The organism is Porticoccus litoralis (assembly GCF_030676955.1).
Lineage (GTDB): Bacteria > Pseudomonadota > Gammaproteobacteria > Pseudomonadales > Porticoccaceae > Porticoccus > Porticoccus litoralis.
In genome coordinates this window covers 150458-176682 of record NZ_JAUUUU010000004.1, presented here as the reverse complement: position 1 = coordinate 176682, position 26225 = coordinate 150458, and the positions used below count along the sequence as shown (strand labels likewise).

Below are 26225 nucleotides of genomic sequence, written 5' to 3'. Positions count from 1 at the left end.
GGGTTCTACCCCGTTTTTACGGACGGTTTAATAAAGATTGAATCCTTAAATCTTGCTTAGCCACTCGGCGTCGCATCCTCGGATTATGAAACAATTCTATGTAATTAAAAACATCTGCCTTAGCAGCATCTCGAGTTGGATAACGTGTATGATTTAATCGTTCACGTTTGATCATTCCAAAAAAGCCCTCACAAGCCGCATTATCACCACAATGTCCAACTGCGCTCATTGAACTGACTATATTCTTCTCCTTCAAGAATCGTTGATAGACGTAGCTTCTAAACTGACTTCCACGATCTGAATGCAATATGACTTTATCGCTGGACTGTCTCTGCCAATGCGCCATCTCAACAGCCTTGAGTACCATGTGACGGTCCTGCCTATGGTGCATAGACCAACCAACAATTATCTTGTGATATAAATCCATGACGACACATAAGTACAATTTGCCCTCATCCGTTTTCATCTCAGTAATGTCAGTGACCCATTTGGTCTCTGGTTCTAGTGCTGAAAAATCACGGTTAAGATGATTTGCAACTGCAGGGGAGTACATCTGCACCTTGCCACGCATGCTGCGCTTCTTTCTTCTAGGCCAGCCTTGCAGTCCATTTGTGGCCATGATTCTAGCCACTCGATTTAAGCTAACAGACTCTCCATCATCCAATAAATCTTCATGCATTCTAGGCGCACCAATAATGCCTCGACTATCTTCATGAATATCTTCGATCTTGCTTAGTAGGCGCTTATTTTCAAGCTTAGTCTTACACAAGGGTCTTTTAGACCAGTCGTAATATCCACTAGGTGAAACACCTAAACAGCGGCACATAAGCCTGACAGGATATTGTCCGCAGCAACGTCGAATCGCCTGATACTTCAGCTCGATTCCCTGGCAAAGTACGTCGCCGCTTCGCGTAAAAAATCCCGCTCCTTTTTAACGCGAGATAGCTCTCTCTTGAGAGCTGCCATTTCTTGATCTCGAGGACTACCAGTTCCACTGAAAGCTTCTGAACCAGCTTCTTCTATCTGACTACGCCATCTAGAAAGCATGTTTTGGGCTATACCCAGTTCTCTAGCCACCTGAGCGCAAGTGACACCAGGTTGATTTAGCTGCTCGACTGCGCCCCGCTTAAACTCAGGGCTATATTTTCTACGTTTAGACATAACAAACACTCCTTAGCCATGATTATGGCCTTCTTTAAAGTGTCCGTAAATTCGGGGTAGAACCCGAAAAAGATTGATAGCCGTTAGTAAACTTACTCTGAAAATACATTCTTTCACCTAGAAACTTATAACTGTTTGCAGATATCCATAGTGTGTATCAAATTTATCGCCTGAAACATTTTCACTGAAATCACCTGCAAAGAGATTGGTAAAACCGACCATGAATTTTAAATTTCCAGGCAAAACATCCCAGACAACCTTGGCCTCAAGTTGATCGCCAAGATCTGTACCAGAACCGCCACTGTTATCTCGTAATTTGGCCTTTGTCCATGCATCCTTGCTTGATGCGAGGGACATGTGCCTCATGGTTACTTCCATGGAGATATCTTTAGCTGGTGCAAGAGTAAGCCCAACCCCAGGAGACTTCAGATTCTCTCTGGCAAATGCACCGTATATTCCTGTGGGGCCGAACTCAAAGGCAGTAACCCCGTACAAGGAATGGAAGCGATTGTTATCTCCGTCCGTCGGATTCCTGTCACCACTTGCGTAGTCGAACAAAAGCTCAAGCCTTGGATTCATAGCCACATCAAAGCTATACCCCAATCCCAGGTGGCCGTACCAGGCCTCATGATCTAACGACCTGGTATCACTATCTAATGGGCTGCTATGAGAACTGCCCCATTGATAGTATGTTTCAACCTCGCCATAAAAGCTGCCCTTTTGGGGAGCATTGAAGATGCGCCCCCCTACCGTAGTTATATTGAAATTTGAAGTGGGTACTAGGGCACTGTCCTTTTCTATCAGTTTCAGCGCAGTGAGTTCAGTTGTCCAACCCTTCAGCATTGAAGGTGTTGAGAGAGTTCCACCGAAGAATCTGATATGGCTAGTCTCCACATCTGTCTGGTGTTCATTATCCAGCAATGATTCGGGATCCGAGGGCAATCGGGTTACTGGCAAAAAATAAAAAAAAGTTGCATTGAAATGATCAGACCGCCAATCAGACCTGAGGCCCGTAAACGTATTCTCAGTTGCGCGAAAACGGGTGCTGGCAATCAACCTGCGACTGCCCATATCCATCGTTTGCCGACCCAACTGAAATGACAACTCGTCTCCTTCACCAAAAATATTCCTGGCTGTATAAGCTAGGTAGCTTTGTATAAGCTCAGATGTATTAACGACAGCGGTGGAAATAGGCGAGCCACTATCAGCCCTATCCTGACGAGCATCCATAAACTCACCAACCAATGAAAACCCCTCAAAAACAAACTGGGCTTTCAACTGGTTTCTGAATACAACTACCTGATCGCTATCACCACGCCCACCACGATATTGCCCATCTAGGGACTCGTACCGGGTTAAGCTTTTACCACTTAGGCGAAATGTGTCACTATCAATGCTATCCTGTATGCGCCATGGTCCTGCAATGCAAATTTCTGCAATAAAAAATGTGCACGCGATGAAAAAAACACCACACCATCTGAATAGTTTTGCTTTTCTCAGATGCAGCGCATTGTGTATTTGGTTGATAAGCAATTGCCAACACCGTCCAAACGGACCACTCATATACTTTTAATTATTCTTTCCTATGAATTTCAAAAATACTTTAAGAATTTCAATTTCCGAAAGTGCGCAAATAATTGACGTCTGATATATAGAGTGGTCAAGTACTCTGGCGATTAAAATCACTGAAATTTTCAAGTGGCTTCAAGTCGCTACGGTTAGCCAGCTCATTAAGCCACAGCAGCAAGGCACGTGGAGGCATAGCCTTGGCAATGAACCATCCCTGTGCCTCATCGCAGCCAATCTCTCTGAGCCAGACATAGGTCTCATAATCCTCCACCCCTTCGGCGACAACATTGATTTTCAGTTGTTTCGCCATTTGTACGGTATTTTCCACAATCGCCCTGGAGGCCGCACAGGTCATCGCCGTCTGGATAAAATGCATGTCAATTTTGACTTGGGAGAATGGAAGCTTACTGAACTGAGCCAGGGACGAGTAGCCAGTGCCAAAATCATCCATGGATACGCCATAACCTTTAAGCCTCAGCCGGGAGATAATCTCGTAGGCTTTGGAAAAATTCTCGAAAACCGTGGTCTCCGTGAGTTCAAACTTTATCCGGTCGGCCGGGCATCCCATTTTACCAGCCAGTGCGACAATTTGATCCGGGAACTCTGATTCGGAAAGGGCTGAAGGCGGCAAGTTAATGGCGAGCTGGATACATTCCGGCAAGTAATGTTTCAGGACACTGCAGCCACTCAGCACCCTATCGGTAACGTACTTGAATAAAGGTAGTGACAGATTGTGCTCTTCCACAATGGGCAGAAATGCATTTGGCGGCACCATACCCAGCTCGGGGTTTTCCCAACGGATAAGGGCCTCCAGACCGGACAGTTGGCCCGTTGCCAGGCTCACCAGCGGCTGGTAATGCATTTCAAATTCCCCTTCATCCATGGCCCGTAACACATCATCAAGTGATACTGGGTATTCCCTCTCCACAGCCTTTTTCTTCGCTTCATGTTCTATGGAGAGTAGATTGCGAAATACAGATATCCTGAAGGGCTTCTCAATAGCTCCCAGCATATCCAGTTCTAGCCCCTGCCCATACTGGACAGCGGTCTCAAGCAACCGTGAGTCGTACCCACTGGTGAGGATTATCCGCGCGCCACAACCCCGCTGAGCCAGTCGCCGAAGACACTGAATACCATCGACCTTGGGCATGTTGAGGTCGAGCACGATGACATCGTATGAAAGGTGATCGCCCTCTAGCAGTTCCTCCACAGATGTCATCGTGTTCACGCGACAACCCAGCTGCGCAGCTGCCGTAGCCATAGTCTCAGCAACCAGCTCTTCATCATCAATGATGGCAACCCAGGGCGAGGCCGTAGTTGACATTTGTAAAGAATTCATTATTTCTTACCTATTCTCGTACGATCGTTTTAAAAAATCTTTTAATTCATTAACCCGTACCGGTTTTGAGAGGCAACCCACCACGTCAATACCCCACTCCCGGGCTTGGTCTTTACTCTGCTGAAGCAAGTCGGGGCATACCCCGCTCAGCAAAAGCACTTTTGTGGGAACTTTCTCTATAGCCATTTCATGCAACACATCAATGCCGTTCATCCCCGGCATGTCCAGATCAAGCACCAACAAGTCAGCGTTTAAAATACTCCAAACAACAGACGGACCAGGCATGATCGCATTTGCATTAAAGCCCAAGTAGGCGGCCACTGTGCAGAGGGTAGCGGCATAGTACCGGTTGTCGTCGATGATCAGAAGTTTGGGAGATGACTTTTTATTTCTCAAGTACATCGTTTTTCACTCCATTAGAGTTGAAATTTATTTTAATTATTTTTCCGAGGTCCCGCTTTCTAAAGGGCTTTATCAGCAAGTTTTCCGGAGTAAAAATGGTTTCGGACGCAACCAGCCCAGTGAAGCCGCTCATATAGATCACCTGCATTTTGGGATCGTGTTTTTTGGCCTTTTTAGCCAATTGAATACCGTTCACTTCGCCAGGCATCACCACATCCGTGAGCAGCAAATCAAAATGTGCGCCGGGTGCCCGGAGCAACTCTAGGGCGTCCTCGCCGCACACAGCTGCCACCACTTCATAACCCAGGCTTTGCAGCCAGGTACTAGTCGCCAGCAACAGTGCTTCCTCGTCCTCAACCAGCAGAATTCGTCCTGTCCCCTTAAAGTCATCGGTCTTCCACATGGGCTCAGATTTGCCGAGGTCACCATCACAGGTGGGAACGGAGATCGAAACCGTCGTGCCAAACCCCTCTTCAGAGTATAATTTGATGCTCCCCTTGGCATGGTCTACGAATGACTGAACCATGGGCAAACCAAGGCCGGTGCCACTACCAAGGGGCTTGGTGGTGAAAAAAGCTTCCATCGCAGAACCGAGCACTTCTTTCGACATTCCGGGGCCGTTATCCGAAACACGAATGGAGACATAGGGGCCGGGAGTCATTCTGCCGAAAAAGCAGTCACCTTCATCGAAGTTAACAATGCTGGTGGTTATCCTGATAACACCATCCGTTCTCGACGTTTCCAGCAGGGCATCTCTGGCATTGATTACCAGATTGATCACGGCAGTTTCAAAACCGGAAACATCCAGCATGCAAGTGGTGTTTCCATCAACCAGGCTCATTTCAAAAGCAATACCCCTGCCGGTTGAGGCCCGCAGTAGGTTCTGCATTTCTGTTAGCGTCTGGTTGATGTCCACTTCAACTGCACTAAGGTTCTGCTTCCTGGCGATCGACATGAGTTTTTTAGTCAAACCTGCCCCACGCAGTGACGCTTCCAGGGCGACATCCATGAAGTTGTTGATGGTCGAATCATCACCTAGCATTTCTCTGGCAAGATCCAGGTTGGCGACGACAATGCCGAGCAGGTTGTTGAAATCGTGAGCCAAACCGCCGGTCAACTGACCAATCACTTCCATGCGTTGGGCGCGTATCAAATGCTCCTGAGTATCACGTTCGTTGGTGACATCATCTATCAGCCAGACATAGCCGTTCTCAGGCCTGTCACCCACAAGAGGCCTGCCAGTCAAGCGCCCCCAAAATAACGAGCCGCCGTTCTTACGTTTTAATCGTGCTTCCAAAGTAATATTTTCTTCCAACGGCATGTGCGAAAAGCCCTTAGAAAATTGTTCGAATTCCTCCTCTATGGCAAACAGCACATCTGGGCATAAACCAACCAATTCATCCTCAGCAAAGCCGAACAGCTCCCTTACTCGCCTGTTACACCGGATAATAACGCTCTGATCAAGATTGTCTTTTTTCGTAAATAAGATGCCGATCGGCGCAGCATCAAAAATGGCCTGCAGCTTAAGAGTTAGGGCTTTCAATTGGGCCTGGTTCTGCTGCGACTCTGTCACATCGCGTCCAATACCAACCGTTCCGATTACATTGCCATAGTTATCCAGTACCGGCCGCTTAATGGTGTCGATCCAGCGTTTTGTGCCGTCGCAGTGGTACAGCATTTCGGTCACCTCGTGTACCTCCTTGCTGGCAATAACTTTCATATCATCATTAATATAGTCTTGCGCAAGGTCATGGGGCCATATCTCGCAATCGGTTTTTCCAAGCAATTCTTCACGTGTGCGCCCTGCGGCATGACAGAAGGCTTCATTGACTGCGACAAAGCAACCATAAACATCCTTGAACCAGGCCATATCCGGAATATTTTCCAGCAACGCATTACTTTTCGACTCGTTCAATTTCCGTTCGCTCACATCGCGAAGGAACCAAGCGAAATAGATGTGTTCACCCAGCTCCACTTTCTCGATAAATATCTCCACATCCCGGAGGGAACCTTCTTTGGTCAGAGCCTTGAACTCCATCAGCCGACCGAGTATTTCGGTTTTCCCCGTTTCCAAGTGGTGTTTTAACCCTATGTCGTGGGGCTCCCGATGCTCCGGGGGAATAATCATGCCGGTCAGTAATCGGCCTTTAGCCTCGCCTTCAGTCCAGCCAAAAATGCATTCCGCCGCCGGACTCCAGGTCGTCACCAGCCCTTCAGTGTCAGTCTCTACCAGGGCATCAACGGAGCCATTGATCAACTGATTTAGGTGATCGGCATTTTCCTGGGCTATTTTCTGATCGACCAGCCGGCGCTGAATGGCAATGATGATGTAATACGCCGCTACAGCACCGAAAATTGAAATAAGCAGGATAAAAAAAGCCAACCAATCAAACCCGTCTGTCAACAGTAGTGGTCGGGCTCCGGTGGAAAAGGCAAACACCAGGGGCACATCAGCCACGCGCAGAGTGCTTATATGGTGAAACTGCAGTGCCTTGATATGGCCCAGTGAACGCGGAGGCACATCTATATTTGCAACGTGATGACCATAGCGGTACACATTTCGATAGCCCGTGTTGTCCCTCACAAAAAGGTGAGCATAGACCCCTAAATCATTTTCTGGGGCGGCTTTCAGTAATGCATGGCCAAGGGCATAGATTCCGAAAACCATACCAATGGGCTCAGATTTCCCTATTGTCGATACTGGTGTAGTGACCAGCAATGCATCACTGTAACTTTGATCCATGAACGGCGGCAGTGAAGACTGGTGCGGGATACAGGCAGCCGACTTACCCGAAATCATCATTTTCTCTATAAGACCGGCACAGGCAGGGAAAAGCTGGTTGAAATCCTTGTCGCGGAGAATATTGAATTGCGAGGATCCAGACAGGTATTGAACTTTCATCGCGCTAGCGGCTAAAGCCGAAGCAGACCGAGCGTCGCTGTCCTCTGATGCTGAAAATGGCACCCAGCCGAGCACCTGATCATAAAGCCCACTATCCCGATCAGATCTGGCGAAGGAGTCGAACTCTGTCTCCGTCACATGCACAGAGGCCAAAAAGAAACCGGCTAGATATTTTTGCCGTTCAAGCTTGGGCTCGTATATATCGGCAACATCACTATACCATTGGTCCACGATTAGAGATTTTAGACCAAGGTTTTGACCCTCTTCATGGATCAGGTAGGCAAGCATGATGAGATTGATGGAACAGAAGGTAAGTAGTGCGGCCAGAAACGCTTTCTTCTTGCCAGGAAGCACTCGCATGTTATTACTATCCATTTGAGCTATTTCCTCAGCTATACGTTTATATTGCCCAAACAGATTACCGACTGATGACATACCTTTTCCGAAGAGCGGTAAACGTCTTCGCTGGGAGGGGCAGCATGCAAGTACCTGTAGATAAAAAACCTTTTCTTACATCGGTTAATTCAGCATAGTATTAGGCTTTAGCCGCATTCAGCTGCTATCTAAACACGTATAGATACTACAGATACTAGCGAGACAGGTGAAGCGCCGCTGTAAAATTTTTGTAAATTCAGATTGTGTTGTGAGCTTTGTTCATGCCCGGAAAGGAAAAACATCTTGAGCGTCCACGGGTTTGCGTGGTCGAAGATGACGACTCGCTACAACGAGTCTACCGTCAACTGATTGAGCATGCGGGCTATGACTACCAGGGAGTTTATTCGCTCGATGAGGCACGCCAGGAACTGACCGGCAATACATTCGACCTGATCATTCTCGATTGGACATTGCCGGACGGCAGTGGAGACTCTTTGATCAAGCAGTGTCGTGAGCAACTGCGCCTGAACGTCCCCATCATTATCGTTACCGGGCTGGATGAGGACGCCAACATCGCCAATGCGTTGTTGATGGGGGCTGACGACTACATAGTGAAACCCTTTCAGAAGCAGGTGTTCATGGCCCGCTGTTCTGCCGTTCTGAGACGAACCAGCCTCCTGTATGCCGAAATGCAGCACGAACCGCAGAACGATTACTCGCCCTACAGGTTTGACGAAACCAATCAACAGGCCTATTTTCTCGACCAACCGATCAGCCTGACGCTCAAGGAATACCAGCTTGCCCTGCAGCTGTTCAGCCATAATGGTAGCCTTTTTTGCCGCAAGGCGTTACTGGAGTCCGTGTGGGGTGTTGCCAATGACATCGACACCCGTACAGTGGATGCGCATATCGGCAAGCTGCGCCGGAAAATGCAATTGATACCCGAACACGGCTGGCAGATCACCACTGTGCACGGCTTCGGCTATCGCCTGGAGCGGGTCAACGCGAAAGGGATGAGTATCTAGTCATCACAGCAGCCCCACTGGAGCATACGGACGCCTAGCGCTTTCTCGCCAGGGTCAGTCCATCACCAATGGGCACCAGGCTGATATCCACGCGCTCATCCGATAATAACTTCTGATTAAAGGCTCGAATAGCACGGGTATCTGCATCCTGCTTTTCGGGATTAATCACTGATCCATTCCAGAGTACATTGTCGACAGCAATCAGTCCCTCCGGCCTTAACAACTGCAGGCAACGCTCGTAATAGGCCTCATAGTTTTCCTTGTCGGCATCGATAAAAGCAAAATCGAAGTCTGCAGGATGCCCCCTGTCGATCAACGACTGCAACGTGTCGACAGCCGGAGCCAGGTGCAGATCGATCTTGTGGCCGATACCCGCCTGCTGCCAGTAGCGCCGGGCAATATCGGTGTATTCCTCGCTGATATCACAGGCCAGCAGATAACCGTCATCTGGCAGTGCGGCAGCCACCGCCAGTGAGCTGTATCCGGTATAGACACCCACCTCGATCACCCGACGTGCACCGCTCAGTTGTACCAGCATCGCCATAAACTGGCCCTGCTCAGGGGCAATCTGCATATTGGCGTTGGGCAAGCGGGCGGTTTCCTCCCGCAGGGCCTTCAACACCTCTGCCTCACGCAGGGAGATATCCAGCATATAGCGGTACAGATCAGGACTGAGATTAATCGTCTGACTAGACATGTCGTCCTCCTGTCGGCGAATGACGAACCCACATCGACCGGAAGTAGGTCAGCTGTCCTGAGGTTGTGGGGATTCAGAAGAATCCTCGTCATCGACAACTGTAGGCTGCGGTCGAACACCGGCCCCCAGCATTATCCCCAGCCAGTAGGTTTCTTCGTGATTCTCCAGGGCAATTTTGACCATGATGGTCAGAGGAATGGATAACAGCATACCCACCGGGCCAAGCACCCAACCCCAGAACACCAAGGACAGGAACACCACCAGTGGTGACAGGTTAAGCCCCTTGCCCATCAATTTCGGTTCCAGGCCATTGCCCACCACCACGTTGACCACCAGATAACCGGCAGCCGTCAATCCCGCCACCAGCGGGCCCAACTGAATCAGCGCCAGCAGCACGGCCGGGACGGCGGCAATAATGGAACCGATGGTCGGGACAAAATTGAGCAGGAATGCGAGCAGCCCCCACATCACCGGGTAGTCCACATCCAGGAACCACAGCCAGATCATCACCAGCACCCCGGTAAGGAGGCTGAGCAGCGATTTGATACCCAGGTAACTATTGACGCTCTGGGTGAAACGCTGCAACGCCTCGCCGGTAGAACCATTGTCCTTGCGAGCCGACTGCAGCTTTTCACTGAAGCCCATTTCCTCTGCGAGGATAAAAACCACCGTCAGCAAAATCATGAAGGCATTGGTCATAACATTGCCAAAGGAACTCAGGGTGTTTCCCGCCAGTTGCATCACCTTGCCCGGGTCGAAACTTTGTCGCATCTGTTCCATGTCGAGGGTAATGCCCCGTTCATTCATCCAGTTAAGCACCCCCACACTCATGGTTTGCAAACGTTCCTGGTACTGGGGCAGATTCTGGCGAAAATCATTGATGGAGGCACCCACTAAAATGCCAATCAGCCACCCCACCAGAACCACCAGGCCAATGATCAGACAGATGGCCAGCCCACCGGGTACCCGCAGCTGTTTCAGTTTGGCGAGAAGCGGGGAAAAAATCAGGGCAATAAATACCGATAACAGAAACGGCACCAGGAGAGTTTCTGCCGCTTTCAGCCCTGCCACGACCACGACGAACGCAGCCGCAATAATGATCCCACGGACCATAGGTGATGATTCCCTTGTCATTCCTCGTCTCCTTGCAATTGCTCCAGCAATTGTCGAACTTCATCGATACCTTTTGCCGTAAGTAGCGGACCAGACCCGCCCATGTACTCGCGCTCGCTGATCTCACAACAGGCCAGCCGCAGGGCCTCAAGCTGCTCATTATGTCTGATCGGCACGCCCAAAAATACTTGCCAGTCATTTTCCGTCGCCTCCCCCGCCACCACCATGGCCAGCAAGGTCTCGACGTTATGCTTTTTCAACTGGTAGACCGGAGTACCCACATGTACGAAAACAACGATCGCGACAAGCACGACGATAAACGTCAGCAATAGGGTCAGCAGAAAAGTCATGGCGCAATCAACAGTTTCAGGGCAACCACCAGGGTAACGACAATAATCACCGGCTGCACCAGTGCACCACCGCGACTGATCACCAGGTTTGAGCCCAGCCTGGCGCCAACTATCTGTGCCAGCGACATGGCGATGGCCAGCGACCAGATCACGTGTCCACCGAGAATAAAAATCGCGGCAGATACGCCGTTCACCGACAGTACCATAGCCTTCGTTTGAGCTGTGGCTTTACGCAGTCCATACCCCATCAGCCAGACCATCAGAAACGGAAGAATGGAACCCATGCCAGGACCAAAAAAACCGCCGTAGAATCCCATCAACGGTGCCGCGGTCATGGCGAACTGCAGACTGGAAATTCGCGGCTCTCGGTGATCATCACTGATGCGCGGGGACACCAGAAAGTAAAGGCCGATGGCGATCAACAGGGCGGGAATCAATGTCGCCAGCACTTCATTACCCACCCGTTGCACCACCCAGGTGCCCAGGCATGAACCGATCAGCGCCGTTGCCATAGACGGCAGCAACGGTTTGAGGTCGAGATGCCCTTTGCGGAAAAAATTCCAGGTGGAGGAAAGCGTGCCCAAGGTGCTCTGCACCTTATTGGTGGCCAGTGCGGTGATGGGTGGCAATCCGGCCCAAAGCAGTGCCGGCAAGGTCAGCACGCCTCCAGCCCCGGCGATGGATGAAATAAATCCCGCGGCAAAGGCGATAACAACGAGTAATACAAAAACAGCGGGATCAGGCAAAGGAGTAAAACCCGTGACTAGTGCAGCACCGCAACCTTTACAGCCCTGCCCGGTAATAACAACTTAAGTGGTTTTGAACTGTTCAAGCTCTGCTCTCAGGCGAGCAAGATGGTCGGGGGTCGCCGGGGCATAACCACCGGGCTGTTTCTCGATTTCATCGACAATACTTTTGATACGGTCAATGCGCTTTTGAAGAATTTCCATACTCTGGTTGATAGCTTCGGCTTCGGGCTGAAACATGTCATAGCGACGCAGGTTTACCCGGGCGGTGAAGTCCCCCTCCGAGATGGACTCTATTTCCCGCACCATCACATAGAGCGGGCCGGCAATTCGGTGGCTGGCGATCAGACTGCCCCACCAGACGCCACCGATCAGGAAAATCTCCACCACCGCCACAATGAGTGTGTGCCAACCGTTGAGCAGGAATCCCCGGTAATCGGGTAACAGGGTATTGACGATGATAAACAGATTGATCAACAGCACCGAAGCTGCTGCGGCAACCAGCGCATACTGATATTGAAATCGACCGTTAACAACGACCGTTTTGCGTCGGTTATCCATGATTTTCTCCACCAGGCAGGTGAGGTCAGACTATTACAACAGCCGCTAACGGGCAAACGATTATTACCCGGCACCAGGCCCCAAAGGCTGACCATAGCTGAATTCCACATAGTTGCCATTGGGGTCCTGCAGCCCACAATAGTAACCGACCGGGAAAGGTTCCTCACGGGGCGGCCAAACCAGTTCTCCTCGGGCATTGGCCCGTTCCGCCAAGTCATCCACCGCTTCCCGGCTGGGCACGGCAAACCCAAAATGACGGTAGTCATCATCCGGCAGCGCCAGATTGCGGCCACCGTCCATCAATACAAAGATAAAATCCTTTTCACGCCCGGATTCTGCCAGCCAGACAATGCGCTGTTGTCCGTTGTTACGAGCATGGCAGATCTCCATATCGCAGTAGTATTGATAAAACGCGACACAGGCATCCATGTCTTCCACATGAAGCGCAATATGTGTGAGGCGGGGAAATACCGGGTCCATTGCTCACTCCGCAGAAAATGACCTACAGGGATTATAGTGAACCCGGTAACCGGGTTTATAACTCCCGGGTGGCTCGGAACTGCAGTTCCTGGTAGCGCTCCTCAGTGAGGGCCAGATTGACCCTCGTGGAGGCCAGGTAGGTAAGATGCCCGCCTCCGTCGACGGCGACGCCATCTGGCACCTTGCGTTTCAACTCTTCGATTTTCTTGTTGTCGTCCGATTCTATCCAGCGAGCAGTGTAAACATTCACCGGCTCGTAGACCGCTTCGACCCCGTATTCATCCTTGAGGCGGTAGGCCACCACGTCAAACTGCAACTGCCCCACGGCACCCACGACAATGTCATTGTTGTTGAGGGGAAAGAATACCTGGGTACTTCCCTCTTCAGAAAGTTGTTGAAGACCCTTCTGTAACTGCTTGGTTTTTAATGGGTCTTTAAGGCGAATTCGACGAAAAAGTTCCGGAGCAAAGTGAGGAATACCGGTAAACTTCAGATCCTCGCCCCCGGTAAAGGTATCGCCAATCTGGATGGTACCGTGGTTGTGCAGGCCGATAATATCACCGGCCACAGCCTCCTCCACCGCTACACGATCACCGGCCTTGAAGCCCACAGCATCGGCAATGCGGATATCCTTACCGATACGCACATGGTGCATCTTCATACCCTGCTGGTAGCGACCGGAACAGACCCGCATAAAGGCGATGCGGTCCCGATGTTTCGGGTCCATGTTCGCCTGAATCTTGAAGACGAAACCGCTGAACTGCTCTTCTCCGGGGGTTACTTCCCGATCCACAGCCAGGCGCGGTTGCGGCGCAGGCGCCCATTGCACGAAGTGGTCGAGCATTTCCCGCACTCCAAAATTCGACAGTGCCGTACCAAAAAATACCGGCGTCAGTTGCCCGGCCAGAAACAGTTCCAGGTCGAACTGGTGGGTGGCGCCACGCACCAGTTCGATTTCCTCACGGATATCGTCAACGTAGTAACCCAGCAGCTCGGTCGCCTCTTCGGAATCAATTCCCGCAACCTGAATATCTTCGGGAATGGTGTGTCCCTGACCAGGCTTGAAGACATGGATCGTATCGGTATACAGGTTGTAGACGCCTTTGAAGTCATGCCCCATGCCAATCGGCCAGTTAATGGGGGCCCCGGCAATTTTCAGCACCGATTCGATTTCGTCCAGCAGCTCGATGGGGTCGCGAATATCCCGGTCCATCTTGTTGACGAATGAAATGATCGGCGTGTCACGAAGGCGGCACACATCCATCAGTTTGATGGTGCGATCCTCTACGCCCTTGGCACCGTCGATCACCATCAGCGCAGAATCCACCGCCGTTAAAGTGCGGTAGGTATCCTCGGAGAAGTCCTCGTGCCCAGGGGTATCCAGCAGATTCACCATGGCGTCCTTGTAGGGAAACTGCATCACCGACGAAGTCACTGAGATGCCCCGTTCCTTCTCCATCTGCATCCAGTCAGAGGTAGCGTGACGGTCACTTTTCTTGCCCTTCACGGTACCCGCCACCTGAATCAGGTTGCCGAATAGCAACAGCTTTTCAGTGATGGTGGTCTTACCCGCATCGGGGTGACTGATAATCGCGAAGGTGCGTCGATTCTGGAACTTGCGGCTCATGGGTATGTGTCTGTTGCAGATGTGGGTATCGAGAGCCGCGCATTGTAGCCGATGGCCACCACGCTATACATGGTTCTGTGCGATCTTTTCAAGCAAACGGCTCTGCACAGAATCCCGGTGTGCCATTGTCTCTCCCCCCTCAGCGGCTATAATGCGGCGCTCGTGAATGCTGTACGATCCGATGACTTGTTTTACCTGCCCTGCATCGACGCCACCTGACCCGGTGAGTCCCGCCGCAACCGGCACTGCAACCATCCGCTGACAAACCCTATATCTCCGGGCGGCCGCGATTGGCCCATAGCATTTGTCAGCCACCAACAGCACCATTACCGCCTGGTGGCGCCAAGTCACCCACAAAAACTGGAATGTTTATGTCCCTCTACACTACCCGGCAGCAATGGCTGGGCAATATCCGTGCTGATGTACTGGCGGGCACCGTTGTCGCCCTGGCCCTGATTCCTGAAGCCATCGCCTTTTCGATTATTGCCGGTGTCGATCCCAAGGTGGGGCTGTATGCCTCGTTCTGTATCGCTGTGATCACTGCCATTGTCGGCGGCAGACCGGGAATGATCTCCGCAGCCACCGGCGCCATGGCGCTGCTGATGGTGACCCTGGTCAGGGAGCATGGCCTACAGTACCTGCTGGCAGCCACCCTGCTGACCGGGGTATTACAGATAATTGCCGGGTTCCTCAAACTCGGCAACCTCATGAGTTTTGTATCCCGCTCGGTGGTGACCGGGTTTGTGAATGCCCTGGCCATTCTGATCTTTATGGCCCAGTTACCGGAACTGACCAATGTCACCTGGCATGTCTACGCCATGACCGCCGCAGGCCTGGGCATCATCTACCTGTTCCCCTATCTGCCGGTGGTAGGCAAATCCATTCCCTCGCCGCTGGTGTGCATTGTTTCGCTTACCTTGGTCGCCATGGTAATTGGTCTGGATATCCGCACGGTGGGCGATATGGGGGAGCTGCCGGACACCCTGCCGCTGTTTCTGTGGCCGGATGTGCCGCTGAACCTGGAAACCCTGAAAATTATTTTCCCCTACTCGATTTCCCTGGCGGTGGTCGGCCTGCTGGAATCAATGATGACGGCCACTATTGTCGATGACCTCACCGACACCCCCAGCGACAAGAACCGGGAGTGCAAGGGCCAAGGCATCGCCAATATCGGCGCCGGGATGCTGGGGGGCATGGCCGGCTGCGCCATGATCGGCCAGTCGGTGATCAATGTGAAATCAGGCGGCCGGGGGCGGCTCTCCACTCTGGTCGCCGGTGTATTCCTGATTATCATGGTGGTATTTCTTGGCCCCTGGATATCGCAGATTCCCATGGCGGCGCTGGTGGCCGTCATGATTATGGTGTCTATCGGCACGTTCAGCTGGCAGTCCATTGTCGATCTGAAAAAACACCCCCTGTCCAGCAACCTGGTCATGATGGCGACGGTGGCGGTGGTTGTCTCCACTCACAATCTCGCCTACGGTGTGTTCGTAGGGGTACTGCTTGCTTCACTGTTTTTTGCCAACAAGGTTAGCCATTTTATGTACGTGACCTCGGAGCTGGAGGCAACTGACAATCTGCGCACATACCGGGTGGTGGGACAGGTCTTTTTTAATTCCGCGGATAAATTCAGCGCCCAGTTTGACTTCAAAGAAGCCCTCGACAGGGTCGTAATTGATCTGAGCCGCGCACATTTCTGGGATATTTCTGCCGTGGCAGCGCTGGACAAGGTGGTTATCAAATTTCGGCGCGAGGGCGCCGCGGTGGAGGTAGTTGGCATGAATGAGGCCAGCACCACCATCGTGGACCGTTTTGGCCATCACGACAAACCTGAAGACATTGACCGCGTACTGGGAGAACACTGATGGGCACAACAAAGCGAAGCACTATCCTGGCCGGAATCGATGGCTCCACCTACAGCGCAGCGGTGACGGATTACGCCGCCTGGGTTGCGACCAAGCTGCAGGCACCCCTGAAATTGCTGCACAACATTGAACACCGGGACACCCCCCCGCTGATGGACCTCAGCGGCAGTATCGGTCTGGGCAGCCGGGAAGAACTCCTGGAAGAACTCACCAGTATGGAGGAACGGCGCAGCCGCATCCTGCTGGAACAGGGCAAGGCCATGCTACAGGAGGCCAGTCAGCGGGCGCTTGAACGTGGCTGTCCGCAACCAGAAAGCCTGCAACGCCACGGCAGCCTCGAGGAGACCCTCGTCGAAATGGAAGAGGAAATTCGGGTGCTGGTGGTTGGCATTCGAGGCGAGGGACGCGAAAACAGGGAAAACCAGGTGGGCGCCAAACTGGAGTCGCTGATTCGCTCCCTGCACAGGCCTGTACTGGTGGTTAACCGTTCCTTCGAACAGCCTCCAGAGCGCATCATGATTGCCTACGACGGTGGCGAAGTCTCCCGCAAAGCGCTCGACATGGTCAGTCTCAGCCCACTTTACCGGGGTATGGAATGCCATCTAGTGCATGTGGGCCAGGGGGAAAGAGAGTCGGAACAACTTCAGGAAGGCGCTGCCATTCTGAAACAGGCCGGATTACAAACAACCTGCGCCGAACTGAAAGGCGATGTACAGGAGCAACTGGAAAGCTACTACCACCAACACGACATTGAGCTAATGGTCATGGGGGCTTTCGGCCAAAGCCGCCTGCGGGAACTGCTGTTCGGCAGTCTCACCCAGCGCATGTTAATCAACTCAAACATACCTCTACTGCTGCTTCGTTAATCTTCACCCCCTCCCCGGCCCGGACTGATTCAGACCGGGGTTCATCCGCTGCGGCCAAGTGCGACAATTTGTCACATCCCCAAAACGCCACATCACCCTTATCATGCCGACCACTTGAACCTGACCATGGAGACTTGGCCTGTGAAGCGCGATTTACGCCGCTCGAGCACGGCTGTAGCCACGTTACTGCTGACCGCGCTACCAATACCACTACTGGCTGAACACGCCGACCCCGAAGAGATCAATGTCACCGGGGTGCAGAGTACCAACAAACTACCGCTGGAGATTGAGCCCGCAAGCATCCCGGTGGTGGACACCTCGGCACTGCTGAAACGGGTACCCGGCGCCAACGTCAACAGTAATGGTCCCATCACCGGCATCGCCCAATACCGCGGCCTCTACGGCGATCGTGTCAGCATCCATATCGACCACGCGCCAACCCTCACCGGCGGCCCGAATGCTATGGACGCGCCGTTGACCTACACACCACCGCTCCTGCTGAAATCCCTGAAAGTGGATCGCGGCATCGCTCCAGTCAGTGCCGCCCAGGAAAGTCTCGGCGGACATATGACTGCTACTCTGGATCGCGGGGAGTTTGGCAGCAGTGACGAGTTTGAATTCTCAGGTGCGCTCTCCAGCCGCTTCAACGACAACAGCGATGGTTCAAGCAGTGCGCTGAAATCCACTCTGACCAACCAGCATCACAAACTTTCAGCGCTTTACAGTCACGACGAAGGCAATGAAACCCGTATCGACAGTGATGACGAAATCGGCGGCACCCAGTACCGTCGCGGTCGCTATGACATCAGCTACGGCTGGCAGAATGAAAGCAGTCGTATCGAAATCTACACTGGCGAGCTGGACACCCGGGACACCGGCACCCCGTCACTGCCCATGGATATCAACTATATCGATGGAGACACTGTGGGCACCAACGTCAGCACCACCATCGGTGAAATGGTGCTCAGTGGACACCTGTCCTACAACCATGTCGATCACCTGATGGACAACTTTTCCCAGCGCACTGCCCCCGCATCATTGATGAGCTACCGCGCTAACAATGCCAGTGCACACAACACCGCCTGGTCACTGCAAGCCCGCTGGCCTATGGCCAACGGCTTCCTGACGGTCGGCAGCGACGGCAACGAGACTGTCCATACCGCCACCATCACCAACCCCAACAATGCCATGTTTGAAGTGGCCAACTTTAATGATGCTGAACGTGACACCTACGGCATTTTCACAGAGTGGGAAGGTGACATTGGGGAATGGCATGTGCAGACCGGTGCACGGATCAACCGTGTAAAAATGGACAGTGAGTCCGTCGGCGCCAGTGGCATGATGGGTATGATGGCAATGAATGCCAATATGCTGGCCACCGCGTTCAACAACGGCGATCTGGACGAAGACTTCACCTACCTGGACCTGGCCCTGAACCTGAGCCGTCCGCTGAATGAAACCACCACCCTTAACATTGGTCTCGGTCGCAAGAATCGCGCCCCATCCTACCAGGAACGCTACCTGTGGTTGCCACTGGCCGCCACCGGAGGACTGGCCGATGGTCGCAACTATATCGGCAACCTGGATCTGGATGAAGAAACCGCCCACGAAATCACCCTGGGTTTTGACTGGCAAAATGGGGCGGCCTGGGTAACACCTCAAGTGTTCTACCGCCGCATTGACGATTACATTCAAGGTGTACCGTCCACCAATGCCACAGCCAACATGCTGAGTACCATGATGAGCGGACAGGCTGCACTGATGTTCGACAATGTCGATGCGAAGATGTACGGCGCGGACATGGGCTATGGCTATACTCTCACCGAGACCCTGCGCCTGGAAGGCAATCTCAGTTACGTGCGCGGCAAACGTCGCGATGAAAGTGACGATCTCTACCGGGTTGCCCCCCTCAACAACCGGCTGGCTCTGATCTATGAACAGCACGCGGTGATGTTGTCGCTGGAGTCCGTGCTCTACGCCAAACAGAACAAGGTATCCGACTTCAATGCGGAAGAAAAAACCTCCGGTTACGGCATTATTAATCTGGCCGGCAGTTACCGCCTGACGCGGCAGCTGACATTCTCCGGCGGCGTCGAAAACCTGTTTGACAACCGCTACCAGGACCACCTCGCCGGCTACAACCGCAATGCCGACAGTGACATTGCCGTCGGTGATCGACTGACCGGTCCGGGCCGCAACATTTACCTGGCAGCAACCCTGCACTGGTGAGTAAAGCATCTGTTAATATCGAGCCATGACCAGGATCGATAGCTCTCTCCACTCAGCCGCACGCCACAATCTGCGTCAGCTGAGTATCATTCGAAACATCGCTCTTGGGGGCCAGCTTCTGGCCCTCCTTTTTTTCAGCCAAATACAGGATATCGGCCTGCCGGTGTTGGTACTGGGCGCCATTCTCGCCCTCTACGCTCTGGTGATTGCCACAACCTGGTGGCGAACCTTCCGCTACCCGGTCATTACCGAACTGGAATTTTTCTGTCACCTGCTAGTGGACATCGCCTTTTTCACAGCCTTGCTGTTTTTCAGTGGAGGTGCGTCAAACCCCTTTGTGTCCTACTACCTGGTACCCATCAGTATTGCCGCCACCACCCTGCCACTGCGCTACACCTGGAGCGTGACTCTGCTGTCCCTCGCGGCCTATAGCTGGCTACTCAATAACTACCTACCTATCCCGGCGTTGGCGCCCAGCCACCATCACGGCGATAGCGTAAACCTGCACATCCTCGGCATGTGGTGCAATTTTGCCGTCAGTGCAGCTCTGATTACCTACTTTGTCACCCGTATGGCCAACACGCTGCGATATCAGGAAGAACAGCTGGCCCTAAGAAGGGAAGACCAGCTGCGTGACGAACAGGTACTGGCCATAGGCTCCCTGGCGGCAGGGACTGCCCACGAGCTGGGCACCCCGTTAAACACCATGAAAATTCTAGTGGATGAAATGCTCGAAGAGCCCTCCTCCCATCGCGAGGATCTGGTTATCCTGCAACAGCAACTGGCGCAGTGCCGAACAACCCTGAAGGCGCTTGTTGCCACAGCGGAAGGGGGCGGTGAAACCCAGCAAGCGATCTCTCTGCGGACTTACCTGGACAAGCTGTTTGAACGCTGGCAGGTTATGCGGCCCCGAGTACAGGCACATATCCGTTACGCGGATGAGCTGTCGGAACAGACAGCACGGTTCCACCCCACCATCGCTCAATCCCTCACCAGCCTGCTGAACAATGCAGCCGATGTAAGCCCGGAGCGCGTCGAAGTCGAGGCGGGTTGGGATGACCAGGCTCTGGAGTTATGTATCCGTGACTTTGGCGCAGGTATTGAACCATCGCTAAAGGAAAAACTGGGTAAACCCTTTAATTCCAGCAAGCCGGATGGCATGGGACTGGGGCTTTTCCTCTCCCGGGCCACCCTCGACCGCTATGGCGGTAATGTCAGTATCAGCCCCGGCGATGGCGGCGGCACTGTCACCCGGGTGATTCTGCCGCTAACATCACAGTCCTGAAACCTGGACTTACCATGACTCAACCAACCCTGCTGATTGTCGACGATGATGCGACCTTTGCCAGTATCCTGACCCGAGCTATGACACGACGTGGCTACCGGGTTTTTACCGCTAACACTGGCGAGGAAGCCCTTGCCCTTTGCCGTGAAAATCAACCTGACAAGGCGGTGGTAGATCTGAAACTGGACGGCGAATCTGGCCTTAACCTGCTTCCGGAACTGAAGACCCTGAATCCAGCTATCGAAGTGCTCATCCTGACCGGTTACTCGAGTATTTCCACTGCCGTAGAAGCCATCAAAATGGGTGCCAGCAATTACCTCTGCAAGCCCGCATCTGTAGACGACATCCTGGCAGCATTCGAGGGCACACAGCCAAACCCAGAAATACCCATTAATGAAACACCACCGTCGGTTGAACGACTGGAATGGGAACATATCCAGCGTGTGCTGGCCGAGAACGACGGCAATATCTCCGCCACAGCACGCAGTCTCGGCATGCACCGCCGCACCCTACAGCGCAAACTTCAAAAACGACCGGTCAGGCATTAACCACCCCGATCCTCTACCACCAAAACCTTTAAAAATTCCTTCTACCCTCCCGTGCCAATCGTGCGGATCAACACTATGCTTAAGCAATAAACCCACCACAATTACTCGTACTCAATAGGAGAAATCGTGATGACCTGGGTACTGGTTGCCGACGCCTCAAGGGCACGTATCTTTAATACCGCCGGTTCCAAAGAACCGCTGGTGGAAGTGAAAAGCATGCTCCATGGTGAAAGCCGCCTCAAGGTCTCTGAACTGGTCAGCGATCAGCCGGGAAGACAGAGCGGCAGCAATCCATCAGGGAGTCACGGCGTCGCGGAAAAATCAGCGATCAAAGAGCAGGAGCGGGACACTTTTGCCAGGGAGCTCAGTGACCTGTTGGCGTTGGGTCGGGAACAGGATCACTTTCGAAAACTCTACCTGGTAGCGCCTTCGCAAATGCTGGGAGCATTGCACAAACACCTCAACAAAAATGTCAAAGCGGCCCTGCAAGGAGAATTCGACCTACAGCTGGTCAAGGCCTCAAACGAGGATATTCGCAACCATTTACCAGAATACCTATAAGTGAGCAGAGCGTGACAGAAAAAGAATCCATCCAGGCACTACCCGCTGAGCATCTCTACCGACGCTGTGATCCGGCCACACTGCCCTTCAAAGACACCACTGAGCTGGAACACCTGGACAATTACTTTGGCCAGGATCGAGCCTTGGAGGCACTGCGTTTCGGCCTTGGCATCAGCCACGAGGGTTACAACATTTACGTGATGGGTTCCTCTGGCATGGGCAAACATGAAATGCTCAGGGATTTTCTGCAACAACAGGTTACCGAAGGCCCCCGCCCCAATGACTGGTGCTACATCAATAATTTCAGTGCCCCCCAACAGCCGAAAGTGCTGAAGCTGCCCTGCGGCATTGCCTCCTGCCTCAAGAAAGACATGGAGCAATGTGTCGAGGATCTGCTGGTCACCATTCCCGGGGTTTTTCAAAGTGCCGAGTACAAGGCACGCCTCAACGAGATCTCGGAGGAATACAGCGATCGCGAGCAGAAAGCTTTTGCAGCCCTGCGGGACAAGGCCAAGCAGATGGATATTGCCCTGATGCAGACCCCCACTGGCTACACCCTGGCACCGCTGGCAAACGAAGAGATCATCACCCCGAAAGAGTTTGAAGCCCTCAGCGAAGATGAGCAAAAAGCCATCGAAGACAAAATCAACGAGCTCAAGGAAGAACTCAAGGAAGTCGTCCTGCAAATGCCCCTCTGGATGAAGGAGGGGCGCGAGCGCATGAAAAAACTCAACCAGAATATTGTCCAGAATGCCGTCAATCAGATTTTCCGGGAGCTGGAAAACCGCTATGGCGAGCATGCGGAAGTGGTCAGCTTCCTCAGCGAGGTAAAACAGAATGTCATTGAAAATGCCGATGAGTTTCGGGAGGAAGAAGGCCAATCCAGCATGCCGGAAGACCTCAAGGCTCGGGTGCATGAATTTCCCATGTACAAGGTTAATGTACTGGTGGATAACAGTGACAGCTGCAGCCCGCCAATCGTCTATGAGGACAACCCCTCCCTCAACAACCTTATGGGACGGGTGGAGCATGAGGCTCAGTTCGGCACACTGACCACCGACTTCACCCTGATCCGGAATGGCGCCCTGCACCGTGCCAACGGCGGTTACCTGCTGCTGGACGCCGTCAAGGTACTCACCAACCCCTTTGCCTGGGACTCGCTGAAACGGGCGTTGCAGTCCCGGGAAATACGCATTGAATCCATTGACCAACTACTGAGCCTGGTCAGCACCAAGTCTCTGGAACCGCAACCGGTGCCCCTGGACCTGAAAGTTATCCTGTTGGGCGACCGCATGATTTACTACCTGCTACAGGCCTATGACCCAGATTTTAACCTGTTGTTTAAGGTACCGGCGGACCTCTCGGAAGACCTACCACGCAACGCAGAAAATACTCTGGGATACGCCAGGCTGATCGCTGCACTACAACATAAAAAATCCCTACGCCCCCTGGATACCGCTGCTGTGGCACGGGTGATCGAACAGGGATCGCGAATGCTTGAAGATGCTGAAAAACTACCGCTGCACCTGAACAGACTCACAGACCTACTGTGTGAAAGCGATTATTACGCGGGTGTGGCGGGTGCTGAGCACATTTCTGCCGAGCACCTGCAACAGGCCGTCGATGCAGCCACTCGACGCATGGACCAGTTCCGGGAGCGTATCCACGAAAGTATCCTGCGGGATATCCAGCTGGTTGCCACCAGTGGCACCCGGGTGGCCCAGATTAATGGCCTCTCGGTCTTCCTGTTGGGGGGGTATGCCTTTGGTCAGCCAACGCGGATAACCGCCCAGGCACGCCTAGGCAGTGGCAAGGTGGTGGATATTGAGCGGGAGGTCAAACTCGGCGGCAACATTCACTCCAAGGCCGTACTGATTTTGTCAGCCTTTATTGCCAGCCGTTTTGCCAGAGACCGACCTTTACCCATCTCTGCCAGTCTGGTGTTTGAGCAGTCATACGGCGGGGTTGAGGGAGACAGCGCCTCTGTCGCGGAAATTACCGTATTGCTGTCAGCCATCGCCGATATACCGATCCGGCAGGAGCTGGCTGTCACCGGCTCGATCAACCAGCATGGGCAGGTACAGGCCATCGGGGGTATCAACCAGAAAATTGAAGGCTTCTTCGACATCTGTCAGGCCCGCGGTCTTACAGGTAGCCAGGGAGTTGTTATGCCCTCCGCCAACACCCAGCACCTGATGCTGGACAGACGTGTCATTGATGCCGTCACAGAGGGTCGCTTCCATATTTATGCCATCTCGACAATTGATGAAGCACTGTCATTGCTCACCGGGCTCGATGCCGGTGTGCAAAACACCCTGAGCCAATACCCGGCAGAATCAGTGAATGGTCGGGTGGCCGCTAAGGTTGAGGCGTGGATAGCTGCTGCGAAAAAATATGCGGCCCACGACAAGGGGGACGAAGACGGTGATGAGTAGCGCCAGGCGTCATATTCTGATCGCACTGGACATGCACAGTGCCACGGATGCCGGGCTGTCAACCTTGGTCAGCATCGCCCGTCGACTGGATGCCACCCTGTCAGGCCTTTACATTGAAGACAGCCAGTTGATGTCAGCGGCAGGGCTGCCCTTTTCTACCGAGATTAATTACCTATCAGCTGAAGAGCGAATACTGGATCCTGAAGAATTGCTACGCATCAACCGGCTTGCCAGTGCCCAGGCCCGCCACCTGCTGGAGGAACTGAGCGCTCGGGACAAACTAGAATGCACCTTTGCTGTGGAAAGTGGAAAAGTTGCCATACAGTCCCTGTCTATTCAGGGATGCGATGTTTTTCTCCCCGGTCGTAGCCGCAAAAGCCTAACTAGAAAGCAGGTAACCCTACAGCTAAGGCAACTGGTACTGATCTACGAGAATTCCGGTATTTTCGAGCGCATGCTGGAAGTAGCACGACTGCTGGCGGCCAACGGCATGGTGTCCGACATCACTATTGTCAGTGAGACGCCTCTACCCGCAGAGATCACTGGGAAACTGTCAATAGAGGACGTACGGTGGCATTTTCAGGCTGTATCATCCACACGTCCCGAACAACTCCGTGCCCTGAGACTCAATTCTGCATCACTGGTATTAATGCCAAAGGACCTGCTGACGAACCTGACGGAAAGACAGTGGTTTGAGCTGCTGGAACAGCTACCTTTCCCACTACTATTAATGGACTAACAGATCTCCAAGAGTCAATTAAGTACCCGGTAGCCGCGACCACGGAGACAATTTTTCACCACCCGTTCACGTTCCCGAGAACCCGATGAAACGCCTTTGATGGCTCCAGTGACCGCACCAACACCCGCACCGCGCTTGGCGGTATCACTGTCCCCGACCACGGCTCCGATAATACCACCTACCACTGCGCCCCCGGCAGTCGAAGTAGCCGTGCGCTCGGCCACACGCACTTCGGACGCATAGCCCTGACACTCATTGAGATCGCTGTAATACCTAGACATATCCACGCCCTGACGATCAATGATGATGCCACTGCTGTCAGCTCCTGAGGATGCGCCGTAATGGCTGCAAGCGGCCAGCAACATCACTGCGACGAGCAAAGGGGTAATCTTCAACATGGAAATACCATTTGTTTGGCCACACAACCAATATAACGTGCTACAGCGCAACCGGTTGACCTGAATTGGTTATTTTTGGGCACCCATCAGACCGCGGACAGCGGCGGGAATATCTGCGGGCAACACCACCATCTTGGCGTTTTCAGACTCGGCAATTCCGCGCATGGCTTCAACGTACTTCTCGCCGAGCAGATATACCGCTGGTAATTCTTTATCCTGGATACCGGCGGTCACTTTCTCAATCGCCTCTTTGGTAGCTGTAGCCAACACAACCTTGGCTTCCGCATCCCGTCGTGATGCCTCAAGGCGCCCTTCCGCTTCCAGAATAGCCGCGGTTTTCTCACCATCTGCGCGGGTGACCGTTGCCCGCCGCTGACGCTCTGCAGCGGCCTGCTCTTCCATAGCTTGCTGCATGGTGCCGGAGGGATTGATATCCTGAATTTCTACGGTTTTCAGGGTGATACCCCAGTCGGCAATATCGTCAGATATGGAGGTTTTCAGCTTACTCTTGATCTGATCACGGGAAGACAGGGCATCATCCAGGTCCATCTCGCCAACGATGGAACGCAGAGATGTCTGGACGAGATTGCGAATGGCCAGCTCATAGTCCTCTACCCCATAAACCGCCTTTTCGGGGGACACAATGTTGATGTAGGCCACGGCGTTAGCAATGATCACCACGTTATCCCTGGTGATAACCTCTTGTGATGGGATATCGAGAACAATGTCCTTGGTGGACACCTTGTAGGCCACTGTATCGACATAAGGAATGATGATGTTCAGACCTGGCGGCAGGGTTTTATGGTACTTACCCAACCTTTGAACCACGTGCTTGCTACCCTGGGAGACGATCCTGACACCCAGAGCAATTGTGATAACCACCAACAAAAGTAATGCAAAAAGAACAATAGACCCTTCCATTTTGATCTCCTTTCAAGGGACTTAATTTAAT

The 26225-nt window shown here is 52.9% G+C and carries 22 protein-coding genes and 1 pseudogene; 9 read left to right on the top strand and 14 right to left on the bottom strand.

Going from position 1 to position 26225, the window contains the following annotated elements; genetic code table 11:
• Positions 1 to 5 precede the first annotated feature (5 nt).
• The 5 genes and pseudogenes from Q8A57_RS09030 to Q8A57_RS09010 form a co-directional block, all read right to left on the bottom strand.
• Positions 6 to 1161 (bottom strand): annotated as a pseudogene (locus Q8A57_RS09030) (IS3 family transposase).
• Between the two features lie 117 nt (positions 1162 to 1278).
• Positions 1279 to 2694 (bottom strand): alginate export family protein, encoded by a 1416-nt coding sequence (locus Q8A57_RS09025; protein WP_305170772.1) that lies wholly within the window; start codon positions 2692 to 2694, stop codon positions 1279 to 1281.
• A gap of 127 nt (positions 2695 to 2821) precedes the next feature.
• Positions 2822 to 4069 (bottom strand): EAL domain-containing response regulator, encoded by a 1248-nt coding sequence (locus Q8A57_RS09020; protein WP_305170771.1) that lies wholly within the window; start codon positions 4067 to 4069, stop codon positions 2822 to 2824.
• A 6-nt stretch (positions 4070 to 4075) separates the two neighbouring features.
• Complete coding sequence (locus Q8A57_RS09015; RefSeq protein WP_305170770.1) at positions 4076 to 4471, bottom strand: response regulator; 396 nt, start codon at positions 4469 to 4471, stop codon at positions 4076 to 4078.
• Positions 4455 to 7748, bottom strand: coding sequence for a hybrid sensor histidine kinase/response regulator (locus tag Q8A57_RS09010; RefSeq protein ID WP_305170769.1), 3294 nt, complete (start codon positions 7746 to 7748; stop codon positions 4455 to 4457). Before Q8A57_RS09010 ends, Q8A57_RS09015 begins: the two co-directional genes overlap by 17 nt.
• Before the next feature lie 281 nt (positions 7749 to 8029).
• On the opposite strand from Q8A57_RS09010, the gene Q8A57_RS09005 reads away from it, so the two are divergent.
• Positions 8030 to 8773 (top strand): response regulator transcription factor, encoded by a 744-nt coding sequence (locus tag Q8A57_RS09005; RefSeq protein WP_305170768.1) that lies wholly within the window; start codon positions 8030 to 8032, stop codon positions 8771 to 8773.
• 34 nt (positions 8774 to 8807) lie between these two features.
• Here Q8A57_RS09005 and Q8A57_RS09000 read toward each other — a convergent pair whose 3' ends face one another.
• From Q8A57_RS09000 to Q8A57_RS08970, 7 genes are all read right to left on the bottom strand, one after another.
• A complete protein-coding gene (locus Q8A57_RS09000; protein WP_305170767.1) occupies positions 8808 to 9470 on the bottom strand; it encodes a class I SAM-dependent methyltransferase in 663 nt (220 codons plus the stop codon).
• A gap of 48 nt (positions 9471 to 9518) precedes the next feature.
• Positions 9519 to 10604 carry an AI-2E family transporter gene (locus Q8A57_RS08995; RefSeq protein WP_305170766.1) on the bottom strand — a complete coding sequence of 362 codons (1086 nt, stop codon included), beginning with the start codon at positions 10602 to 10604 and terminating at the stop codon, positions 9519 to 9521.
• Entirely contained in the window at positions 10601 to 10933 is a 333-nt protein-coding gene (locus Q8A57_RS08990; RefSeq protein ID WP_305170765.1) for a hypothetical protein, read from the bottom strand. The genes Q8A57_RS08995 and Q8A57_RS08990 overlap by 4 nt, the downstream gene beginning before the upstream one ends.
• Positions 10930 to 11679, bottom strand: coding sequence for a TSUP family transporter (locus Q8A57_RS08985; RefSeq protein ID WP_305170764.1), 750 nt, complete (start codon positions 11677 to 11679; stop codon positions 10930 to 10932). The genes Q8A57_RS08990 and Q8A57_RS08985 overlap by 4 nt, the downstream gene beginning before the upstream one ends.
• A gap of 63 nt (positions 11680 to 11742) precedes the next feature.
• A complete protein-coding gene (locus Q8A57_RS08980) occupies positions 11743 to 12240 on the bottom strand; it encodes a methyl-accepting chemotaxis protein (RefSeq protein WP_305170762.1) in 498 nt (165 codons plus the stop codon).
• 63 nt (positions 12241 to 12303) lie between these two features.
• Positions 12304 to 12720: a VOC family protein gene (locus tag Q8A57_RS08975; protein WP_305170760.1), complete on the bottom strand. Its 417-nt coding sequence runs from the start codon at positions 12718 to 12720 to the stop codon at positions 12304 to 12306.
• A gap of 55 nt (positions 12721 to 12775) precedes the next feature.
• Positions 12776 to 14347, bottom strand: coding sequence for a peptide chain release factor 3 (locus tag Q8A57_RS08970; protein ID WP_305170758.1), 1572 nt, complete (start codon positions 14345 to 14347; stop codon positions 12776 to 12778).
• Between the two features lie 371 nt (positions 14348 to 14718).
• Between Q8A57_RS08970 and Q8A57_RS08965 the strand changes: the two genes are divergently transcribed.
• The 8 genes from Q8A57_RS08965 to Q8A57_RS08930 all read left to right on the top strand — a co-directional run bounded on the left by Q8A57_RS08965 (position 14719) and on the right by Q8A57_RS08930 (position 24875).
• Entirely contained in the window at positions 14719 to 16212 is a 1494-nt protein-coding gene (locus Q8A57_RS08965) for a SulP family inorganic anion transporter (protein WP_305170756.1), read from the top strand.
• The gene (locus tag Q8A57_RS08960) at positions 16212 to 17078 is read left to right on the top strand and encodes a universal stress protein (RefSeq protein WP_305170754.1); all 867 of its coding nucleotides are present in this window, start codon (positions 16212 to 16214) and stop codon (positions 17076 to 17078) included. Before Q8A57_RS08965 ends, Q8A57_RS08960 begins: the two co-directional genes overlap by 1 nt.
• A 141-nt stretch (positions 17079 to 17219) precedes the next feature.
• Positions 17220 to 19307 carry a TonB-dependent receptor domain-containing protein gene (locus Q8A57_RS08955; protein WP_305170752.1) on the top strand — a complete coding sequence of 696 codons (2088 nt, stop codon included), beginning with the start codon at positions 17220 to 17222 and terminating at the stop codon, positions 19305 to 19307.
• Positions 19308 to 19332: 25 nt separating this feature from the next.
• Positions 19333 to 20592 (top strand): ATP-binding protein, encoded by a 1260-nt coding sequence (locus Q8A57_RS08950; protein ID WP_305170750.1) that lies wholly within the window; start codon positions 19333 to 19335, stop codon positions 20590 to 20592.
• 14 nt (positions 20593 to 20606) lie between these two features.
• Positions 20607 to 21140, top strand: coding sequence for a response regulator transcription factor (locus Q8A57_RS08945; protein WP_305170748.1), 534 nt, complete (start codon positions 20607 to 20609; stop codon positions 21138 to 21140).
• Between the two features lie 129 nt (positions 21141 to 21269).
• Positions 21270 to 21701 carry a host attachment protein gene (locus tag Q8A57_RS08940; RefSeq protein WP_305170746.1) on the top strand — a complete coding sequence of 144 codons (432 nt, stop codon included), beginning with the start codon at positions 21270 to 21272 and terminating at the stop codon, positions 21699 to 21701.
• Positions 21702 to 21712: 11 nt separating this feature from the next.
• Positions 21713 to 24136 carry a Lon protease family protein gene (locus Q8A57_RS08935; RefSeq protein WP_305170744.1) on the top strand — a complete coding sequence of 808 codons (2424 nt, stop codon included), beginning with the start codon at positions 21713 to 21715 and terminating at the stop codon, positions 24134 to 24136.
• A complete protein-coding gene (locus Q8A57_RS08930) occupies positions 24129 to 24875 on the top strand; it encodes a hypothetical protein (RefSeq protein ID WP_305170742.1) in 747 nt (248 codons plus the stop codon). The genes Q8A57_RS08935 and Q8A57_RS08930 overlap by 8 nt, the downstream gene beginning before the upstream one ends.
• 14 nt (positions 24876 to 24889) lie before the next feature.
• Here Q8A57_RS08930 and Q8A57_RS08925 read toward each other — a convergent pair whose 3' ends face one another.
• Both Q8A57_RS08925 and Q8A57_RS08920 read right to left on the bottom strand, forming a co-directional pair.
• A complete protein-coding gene (locus tag Q8A57_RS08925; RefSeq protein ID WP_305170740.1) occupies positions 24890 to 25273 on the bottom strand; it encodes a YMGG-like glycine zipper-containing protein in 384 nt (127 codons plus the stop codon).
• A gap of 69 nt (positions 25274 to 25342) precedes the next feature.
• Positions 25343 to 26194: an SPFH domain-containing protein gene (locus tag Q8A57_RS08920; RefSeq protein WP_305170738.1), complete on the bottom strand. Its 852-nt coding sequence runs from the start codon at positions 26192 to 26194 to the stop codon at positions 25343 to 25345.
• Positions 26195 to 26225: the final 31 nt, after the last annotated feature.